General features: G+C 70.0%; 9 protein-coding genes. 1 reads left to right on the top strand and 8 read right to left on the bottom strand.

Annotated features, from left to right (window positions below; translation table 11 throughout):
* Positions 1-74: 74 nt before the first annotated feature.
* The gene (locus EAO72_RS35005) at positions 75-476 is read left to right on the top strand and encodes a winged helix-turn-helix transcriptional regulator (protein WP_148021057.1); all 402 of its coding nucleotides are present in this window, start codon (positions 75-77) and stop codon (positions 474-476) included.
* Between the two features lie 32 nt (positions 477-508).
* On the opposite strand, the gene mutM is transcribed toward EAO72_RS35005, so the two are convergent.
* From mutM to recG, 8 genes are all read right to left on the bottom strand, one after another.
* Positions 509-1,363, bottom strand: a complete 855-nt coding sequence (mutM, locus tag EAO72_RS35000) for a bifunctional DNA-formamidopyrimidine glycosylase/DNA-(apurinic or apyrimidinic site) lyase (RefSeq protein ID WP_148021056.1) — start codon at positions 1,361-1,363, stop codon at positions 509-511.
* Between the two features lie 89 nt (positions 1,364-1,452).
* A complete protein-coding gene (rnc, locus tag EAO72_RS34995; RefSeq protein WP_148021055.1) occupies positions 1,453-2,274 on the bottom strand; it encodes a ribonuclease III in 822 nt (273 codons plus the stop codon).
* Positions 2,275-2,293: 19 nt separating this feature from the next.
* The gene (rpmF, locus tag EAO72_RS34990; protein WP_003965982.1) at positions 2,294-2,467 is read right to left on the bottom strand and encodes a 50S ribosomal protein L32; all 174 of its coding nucleotides are present in this window, start codon (positions 2,465-2,467) and stop codon (positions 2,294-2,296) included.
* Between the two features lie 2 nt (positions 2,468-2,469).
* Positions 2,470-3,078 (bottom strand): YceD family protein, encoded by a 609-nt coding sequence (locus EAO72_RS34985; protein WP_148022209.1) that lies wholly within the window; start codon positions 3,076-3,078, stop codon positions 2,470-2,472.
* A 214-nt stretch (positions 3,079-3,292) separates the two neighbouring features.
* Positions 3,293-4,429 (bottom strand): ATP synthase subunit B family protein, encoded by a 1,137-nt coding sequence (locus tag EAO72_RS34980; RefSeq protein ID WP_148021054.1) that lies wholly within the window; start codon positions 4,427-4,429, stop codon positions 3,293-3,295.
* A gap of 98 nt (positions 4,430-4,527) precedes the next feature.
* Positions 4,528-5,007, bottom strand: coding sequence for a pantetheine-phosphate adenylyltransferase (gene coaD, locus EAO72_RS34975; protein WP_187285416.1), 480 nt, complete (start codon positions 5,005-5,007; stop codon positions 4,528-4,530).
* 26 nt (positions 5,008-5,033) lie between these two features.
* On the bottom strand, positions 5,034-5,618 hold the full coding sequence (gene rsmD, locus EAO72_RS34970) for a 16S rRNA (guanine(966)-N(2))-methyltransferase RsmD (RefSeq protein ID WP_148021052.1): 585 nt from the start codon (positions 5,616-5,618) through the stop codon (positions 5,034-5,036).
* Positions 5,619-5,725: 107 nt separating this feature from the next.
* Positions 5,726-7,951, bottom strand: coding sequence for an ATP-dependent DNA helicase RecG (gene recG, locus EAO72_RS34965; RefSeq protein WP_187285313.1), 2,226 nt, complete (start codon positions 7,949-7,951; stop codon positions 5,726-5,728).
* Positions 7,952-8,101: the final 150 nt, after the last annotated feature.

Genomic DNA, 8,101 nt, shown 5'->3' with positions numbered 1-8,101 from the left:
CCGTACGCCCCACCCGCTCACCCACGGAATGCGCAACCCCGTGGAGAGCGCTGTGCGGGCGTACGCTGGTTTTCATGGAAGAGACCGGCGAGAGCGGCCCTGACGCCGCACTGCCTTTCGACGTGTTCTCCAAGCAATGCGTCTCGCGCGGCACCCTGGAGCACATCACCGGCCGCTGGGGCGGCCTGACGCTCGGCGCCCTGTACGAGGGCAGCCTCCGCTTCAACGCGCTGCGGCGCCGCGTCGACGGGGTGAGCGAGAAGATGCTCTCCCAGACACTGCACGCGCTGGAGCGCGACGGCCTGGTGCACCGCGAGGCTCAGCCGACCAATCCGCCACGGGTCGACTACGAGCTCACCGCCCTGGGGCGGCAGGTGGCCGAACGGCTGCTCGGCCTCATCGGGCTGGTGGAAAGCAGGATGTCCGAGGTCCTGGTGGCCCGGGAGAGATACGACCGGGCCCACGAGATCCGCTGAGGGCTGTTCCGCGATTCCTGGCGGGCCGGCCCTCAGACGCGCGGCGGGCGCTGGCAGCGGGGGCAGAAGTAGCTCGACCGGTTCATCCAGGCGCGGCGCCGCATCGGCGTACCGCAGCGGTGGCACGGCTCGTCCTCGCGGCCGTAGGCGTCGAGCGAGCGGTCGAAGTAGCCGGACTCGCCGTTCACGTTCACGTAGAGGCTGTCGAAGCTCGTGCCGCCCTGCGCCAGCGCCGCGTTCATCACGTCGCGGACGTGTCCGAGCAGCTCGGCCGACTTGGGGCGGGTCAGGGTCGCCGTCGCCCGGTCGTAGTGCAGCCTGGCGCGCCAGAGCGCCTCGTCGGCGTAGATGTTGCCGACGCCGCTGATCAGCGACTGGTCGAGCAGGGCGCGCTTGACCGTCGTACGGCGCAGACGCAGCGCGGTGTGGAACGCGTCGTCGTCGAAGGCCGGGTCCAGCGGATCGCGGGCGATGTGCGCGATGGTGTCGGGCAGTCCCTCGGCGGTGTTCTCGTGGAGGGAGAGCCCGCCGAAGGTGCGCTGGTCGACGAAGCGCAGCTCGGTCCCGACGGTGTCGTCGAAGCGGATCCTGACCCGCAGATGCTTCTCGTCGGGTGCGCCCCCGGGCTGTACGAGCAGCTGGCCGCTCATGCCCAGGTGACCGAGGAGCGAGGTGGCCGCGTCGTCGAGCGGCACCCACAGATACTTGCCGCGGCGCATCGCCGTCCCGAGTCGGACGCCGCCGAGCCGGGCCGCGAAGTCGGCACCCCCCGCGAGGTGCCGGCGGACGGCACGCGGGTGCAGGACCTCGACCTCGCCGACCGTGCGCCCAGCGACCCATCGCTCAAGACCCCGCCGGACGACTTCGACCTCGGGCAGTTCGGGCACGGTGACGCTCCTGGATCTGTGGCTGGACTGGACCTGGCTGTGGACAGGGAGAACCCCCCGGTGCGCTGGGCACCGAGGGGTTCTCGGGGTCAGGCAGGAGCAACGTCCGTGGACGCCGGGTCGGCAGGGGTGTCGGCGGCCCCTCCGTCGGCAGCGGACTTCTCCGCCGCCTCCCGTGCTTCCGCGGCGGCGCTGATCTCGCGCCAGGCGGATTCCGCCGCCTGCTGCTCCGCTTCCTTCTTGCTACGGCCGGTGCCGGTGCCGTACGAGACACCACCGACGCGAGCGGCAGCAGTAAAGGTCTTCTCGTGGTCCGGGCCGGTCTCCGTGACGAGGTACTCGGGGACTCCGAGGCTCTCGCTCGCGGTGAGCTCCTGGAGGCTGGTCTTCCAGTCCAGGCCGGCACCGAGGTTCGAGGACCTGTCGATCAACGGGTCGAAGAGCCGGTGGACCAGCTCCGAGGCCACGTCGAGGCCCTGATCGAGATAGACCGCACCGATCACCGCTTCAAGGGTGTCGGCGAGGATGGACGCCTTGTCCCGGCCACCCGTGCCCTCTTCACCGCGGCCGAGCCGGATGAAGGAGCCGAGTTCGAGGCCGCGGCCCACTTCCGCAAGCGCACGCGAGTTGACCACCGCGGCCCGCAATTTGGCCAGCTGGCCTTCAGGCAGGTCGGGGTGAGTGCGGTACAGCGTGTCCGTGACCACCAGGCCGAGCACCGAATCCCCGAGGAATTCGAGCCGCTCGTTGGTGGGCAGACCGCCGTTCTCGTACGCGTACGAACGATGGGTCAGCGCACGCACCAGAAGGGCGGACTCGAGGTGGTACCCGAGCCGCCCTTCCAGAAGCGTGTGGGACGAGGCTGTGTTGACGTTGTCTGCCTGCTTCTTGGCGTGGGACAACTCAGACATCGGGCCTCTCACCAGCCGCTCAGACCTCGAGGACCTGGCGCTTGTTGTACGTGCCGCAGCTGGGGCACGCGATGTGCTGCAGCTTCGGCTCCTGGCAACGCTCGCACGAAACCAGGGTGGGGACCGCAGCCTTCCACTGCGACCGGCGGTGGCGCGTGTTGCTGCGCGACATCTTCCGCTTCGGAACAGCCACGGCTACTTCTCCTGCTTCTCGTCGACGCCGGGACCGGCGCCGCCCATGTTGTCCTTCTCGCCGTCCTGAACGGTCTCGGCGAGTCCTTGCAATGCCGCCCATCGAGCGTCGACGACATCGTGGTGGTGGCCAGGATTCTCGTCCAGCCTGATTCCGCATTCGGAACACAGACCGGCACAGGTCTCCGTGCACACCGGCTGCATCGGCAGTGCGAGCACCACCGCATCACGCAGCACTGACTCGAGGTCGAACAAGCCGTCCTCGAGGAAGAACCTGTCCTCGTCGTCCTCGGCGTCGTCGACCGGGTCCGCGGTCTTGCTGCGGTTCCGGTCATCGGCGTCAGGGTACGAGAACATCTCCTGGAAGTCCGCCTCCACCTGAAGGCTCAGCGGCTCCAGACACCTTACGCACTCCCCCTCGGCGGATGCACGGGCGGTGCCTGTGACAAGCACACCTTCCATGACCGATTCGAGACGGACGTCCAGCTCCACCGGCGCGCCTTCCGGCACACCGATGACCCCGTCGATACCGAGATCCTTGGGGGCGTCCGCCGAGCGGGTCAGCCGCTTGAGGGCACCGGGACGCCGACCCAGCTCGTGCGTATCGAACACGAGAGGGTTTCGGTGGTCGAGGTGGCCGTTCAGGGCTTTTCCTGCTTTCGAATCATGCGCATCACGCGGGGTGGGGGTGGGCCGACCGGTTCGGAGTCGAAGCGGGCAGCCGGGATCGCGGACATACGCGCGACCGAAGAGCCAGGATACTGGACACACCGCCCAGCTCCCAATCCGCCCCTGATCCGGGGCCGGGACCCGGCCCCGGGAGCGCTCAGCGCTCCTGTTCGTACCGTCGGAGCTGCTCCAGGTCGATCATGCTGGTGTCGAACAGACTGGTCTCGTCCAGTGCGCCCTCGCCGTGCTGCTGGAGGGGCTGCTGCGGGGTCTGTGCCGGCTGCTGCCAGGCGTCGTAGCCCTGCGCCGGCATGGGGACCTGGACCTGGCTGGGGTCGTAGCCCTGCTGCTGGTACCCCGCGTACGGGTCGGGCTGCTGCTGGTAGCCGGCGTACGGGTCTGGCTGCTGGGCCTGGGCCTGGTACGCGTCCTGCGGCTGCTCCTGGTACGCGTCCTGATGCTGCTCCTGGTACGCGTACGTCTGCGCGTACTGCGGCTCCGGCTGCGCCGGGTACTGCGGCTCACCGTGCTGCTGGGGGACCGGAAGCGGCTCCGGGGTGGCGATCTCGGCGAGACCGGCCCAGTGGTCCTCGTCGCTGGTGTGCCCCTGGTTGCCCGCGGCGTCCTGCGCGGCCATGTGCGCACCGAGGTCGTCGGTGGCGACCCGGCCGTGCAGCTTCTGCCTCCCGCGGCCGACGGCCTCCAGGGTCTTGGCGAGCACCGCCTCGAAGGCGCCCAGTTTGGTGTCCACGTACTCGTCGGCCCGGCGCTGGAGCGTGGCCGGGTCGGCGCTGCGCTCCGGGGCCTCGGCGAAGTCCGGGTCCTCGTAGCCCTGCTCGTCGAAGCCCTGGCCGCGGCCGAGGAGCTTCTCGCGGCCCCGGTCGACGGAGCCGATCGTCTTGGTGAGGACGACCTCGAAGTTGGCGAGCTTGCTGTCGACGTACTCGTCGGCCTCGGCGCGGACCTCCTCGGCGTCCTTGCGGGCCTCGCCGAGGATCCGGTCGGCCTCGGCCTGGGACTGCCGGGCGATCTCCGTGCCGGAGATGAGCGAGCCGCGCTCCGCGTGGGCGCTCTCGATGATCCGCCCCGCCTCCTGGCGGGCCTGCTCGACGAGCTGCTCGTGCCCGCCGATGACCTGCGCGGCCTGTGCGAGCGAGCCGGGCAGGGCCTCGCGCACCTCTTCGAGCATCGCGAGCAGTTCGGCGCGGTTGACCACGCAGGACGCCGACATGGGCATCGACCGGGCGTTCCCGACCGCTTCGACGATCTCGTCGAGCTTCTTCTGCACGTCCACCGTGTGCTCGCCACTCTCTACTGCCGATTGGAGACGGACGGGACGACTGTACGGCCAGTCGGCCCCCGCCCGACACCTGGTGACGGGCTGTCAGCGCCTCACTGCTGAGCGAGGCGTTCGGTCAGTGCCTCGTGGACCAGCGGAGGCAGCAGGTGCGAGACGTCTCCGCCCCAGGTCGCCACCTCCTTGACCAGGGAGGACGACAGGAAACTGTAGGTCGGGTTGGTCGGCACGAAGAGCGTTTCGACGCCCGAGAGCCCGTTGTTCATCTGGGCCATCTGGAGCTCGTAGTCGAAGTCGCTGACGGCCCGCAGGCCCTTCACGATCGCCGGGATGTCGCGCTGCTTGCAGAAGTCGACCAGCAGCCCGTGGAAGGCCTCGACCTGGACGTTGCCGAAGTCCGCGGTGACCTGGCGGATCAGCTCGATCCGCTCGTCGACCGTGAACAGGCCCTTCTTGGACTGGTTGATCATCACCGCGACATGTACGACGTCGTACAGCTTCGAGGCGCGGCCGATGATGTCGAGATGTCCGTTGGTGATGGGGTCGAACGACCCCGGGCAGACGGCGCGGCGCAACTTGATTCCCTCGCTCTCCGGTCCGGTCATCGTGCGTCTTCGCACGTAGCGGCGGCGCGACCGTACCAAAGCGTTCCCTCGCCGTAGCGACGGGCCCGCAATGGCTCGAATCCCTTGGGCCAGCTGAATTCTCCGCCTCTGGTGCTGCGTTCTACCGTGACGAGCGCATCGTCCGTGAGCCACCCCTGGGCACGGAGTGTGAGCAGGATCTCGCCAAGATCGTCGTCGGTGACGGCGTAGGGCGGGTCGAGGAAGACCACGTCGTACGGGTCCGCTGGCGCCGGTCCTGTCACGATCTGTTCCGCTTTGCCGGCACGGACCTCGGCGCCGGGCAGGCCCAGGGCGCGAACGTTGTCGCGGACGGTGCGGACGGCCTTGGCATCGGCCTCGACGAGCAGGGCGTGGACCGCGCCGCGGGAGAGCGCTTCGAGGCCGACGGCTCCCGAGCCCGCGTAGAGGTCGGCGATCCGGATGCCGTCGAGGGTGCCGAGGAGTGCCTGCCAGGTGGAGAACAGGCCCTCGCGCGCCCGGTCCGAGGTGGGGCGGGTGCCCGTGCCGGGCGGGACGGCCAGGCGGCGTCCGCCGGCCACGCCTGCGATCACGCGGGTCATGGGTGTCTGTTCCTCGGGTCGGGGGCGGCGCGCAGGGTGCTGCGGGCGCCGTACCACCCACGATATGGCGTCGGGGCGGACGGGGCGCCCGCCCCTCCCCCGGCACGTCACCCCTTGTCGAGGTACTCCTCGCGGTCCTTGTCGAGCAGGGCGTCGAGCGCGATCCGCAGTTCGGGCAGGTGCTCCAGGTCCGGGTCGGCGGCCACGACCTGGACGGCCTCCTGCCGGGCGGCGGCGATGACCTCCTCGTCGTCGATGACGCTCAGGACCCGGAGCGAGGAGCGGACCCCGGACTGGGCCTGGCCGAGGACATCGCCCTCGCGCCGCTGTTCGAGGTCGATCCGGGAGAGCTCGAAGCCGTCGAGGGTGGCGGCGACGGCGGAGAGCCGGGCGCGGGCGGGGCTCGCCTCGTGGGCCTCGCTGACCAGCAGGCAGAGGCCGGGAGCGGATCCTCGGCCGACCCGGCCGCGCAGCTGGTGGAGCTGGGAGACGCCGAACCGGTCGGCGTCCATGATCACCATCGCGGTGGCGTTGGGAACGTTGACCCCGACCTCGATGACGGTGGTGGCCACCAGGACGTCCACCTGGCCCGCGGCGAAGCGCCGCATCACGTCGTCCTTGTCGTCGGGGTGCATCCTGCCGTGCAGGACCTCGACGCGCAGACCCGTCAGCGGCCCCTTGGCCAGCTGCTCGGCGATCTCCAGGACGGCGAGCGGAGGGCGCTTGTCCCCCTCCGTCTCCGCCTTCTCCTCGGCCGCCTTCTTCTTGCCCTTCTTCTTGGAGGCGTCGTCCTCGTCGTCCCCGATGCGGGGGCAGACCACGTAGGCCTGGTGGCCGTTCTCCACCTCTTCGCGGACCCGCTCCCAGGCCCTGCTGAGGAAATGGGGTTTGTCCTTGGCGGGGACGACATGGCTGGCGATCGGCGAGCGGCCGGCCGGCAGCTGGTCCAGGACGGAGGTCTCCAGGTCGCCGAAGACGGTCATCGCGACCGTTCGTGGAATGGGGGTGGCGGTCATGACGAGCAGATGCGGCGGCTGCTTGCCCTTGGAGCGCAGGGCGTCGCGCTGTTCCACCCCGAAGCGGTGCTGCTCGTCGACGACGACCAGTCCCAGGTCGTGGAACTGCACCTTGTCCTCGATCAGGGCGTGCGTCCCGATGACGATCCCGGCCTCGCCGGTGACCAGGTCGAGGAGGGCCTGCCGGCGGGCGGCCATGCCCATCGAACCGGTGAGCAGCACCACCTTCGTGCCCTGGTCGGAGCCGCCCAGCATGCCGCCCTCGGCCAGCTCCCCCATCATCTCGGTGATCGACCGGTGGTGCTGCTGCGCCAGGACCTCGGTGGGCGCGAGCATGGCGGCCTGCCCGCCCGCGTCGACGACGGCGAGCATGGCGCGCAGCGCCACCATGGTTTTCCCCGAACCGACCTCTCCCTGGAGCAGCCGGTGCATCGGGTGCTCGGTGGCCAGCTCGTCGAAGATCTCCTTGGAGACCTTGAGCTGGCCGTCGGTCAGGGTGAACGGCAGCTTGGCGTCGAACGCGTCGAGGAGTCCGCCGGGGACCGGCTTGCGGGCGACGGCGGGCAGCTGGGTGTCCGCGTATCTGCGGCGGGCCAGGGCGACCTGGAGGACGAAGGCCTCGTCCCATTTCAGCCGGTCCCTGGCCGCGGCGACGTCGGCCTTGGTCTGCGGCCGGTGGATCTTCAGGAGGGCCTCGGGCAGCGGGGTGAAGCCGCGGCCCTCGCGCAGCGTGGCCGGGAGCGGGTCCACCGCTTCCCGGGCGCTGGGCAGTACGGCGTCGACCGCCTTGGCGATGCGCCAGGAGTCGAGCTGTTTGCAGGCGGGGTAGATCGGAAGCAGCTTCCCGGCGAAGGCGTCGACGGCCTCGGTCGCCCCGGCCTCGTCGGCGGACTCGGCGTCCAGCAGCTGGTACGTGGGGTGGGCCAGCTGCATCTTGCGGTTGAAGACGGACACCTTGCCGGCGAACATGGCCCGCCGGCCCGGGAGCAGTTCCTTGTGCGGCTTGTGGACACCGTGACCGAAGAAGACCAGCTGGAGCCGGCCGTGGCCGTCGGTGAGGGTCACTTCGAGGCGCCTGCCCCGGCCGCCGTTGAACGTCATCACGCGGGCGTCGTCGACCTGCGCGACGACCGTCACGTGCTCGTCGAGCGGGAGGTCGGTCAGCGCCGTGAGCCGGCCGCGCTCCTCGTACCTCCGCGGGTAGTGATGCAGGAGATCACCGACCGTGTGCAGGTCGAGGTGCTCGGCCATCACCTTCGCGGTGGCGCCACCGAGCAGCTTCTTGAGGGGTTCGTCGAACGCAGACACGCGATCCATTGCACACCACGCCACTGACAGTTGTCCGCCGGGCACCACGGGCCCGCCCGAAACTCCTGGTGGCAATGGCGCCGGCAGCTCCAGGGATCGGCTCCCCCACTGCTCGTTCGCGATCATCGACAGGGATCGCCCGCCCCGCGCTGTCGCCCC

This window comes from Streptomyces sp. OR43 (genome assembly GCF_008042275.1).
GTDB lineage: Bacteria > Actinomycetota > Actinomycetes > Streptomycetales > Streptomycetaceae > Streptomyces.
This window is presented reverse-complemented; position numbering and strand designations above follow the sequence as displayed.

Excerpts from the sequence above, each read along its gene's own strand:
- EAO72_RS35005 (WP_148021057.1), top strand. The coding sequence starts at position 75 with ATGGAAGAGACCGGCGAGAGCGGCCCTGACGCCGCACTGCCTTTCGAC.
- rnc (WP_148021055.1), bottom strand. The coding sequence starts at position 2,274 with ATGTCTGAGTTGTCCCACGCCAAGAAGCAGGCAGACAACGTCAACACA.
- rsmD (WP_148021052.1), bottom strand. The coding sequence starts at position 5,618 with ATGACCCGCGTGATCGCAGGCGTGGCCGGCGGACGCCGCCTGGCCGTC.
- recG (WP_187285313.1), bottom strand. The coding sequence starts at position 7,951 with ATGGATCGCGTGTCTGCGTTCGACGAACCCCTCAAGAAGCTGCTCGGT.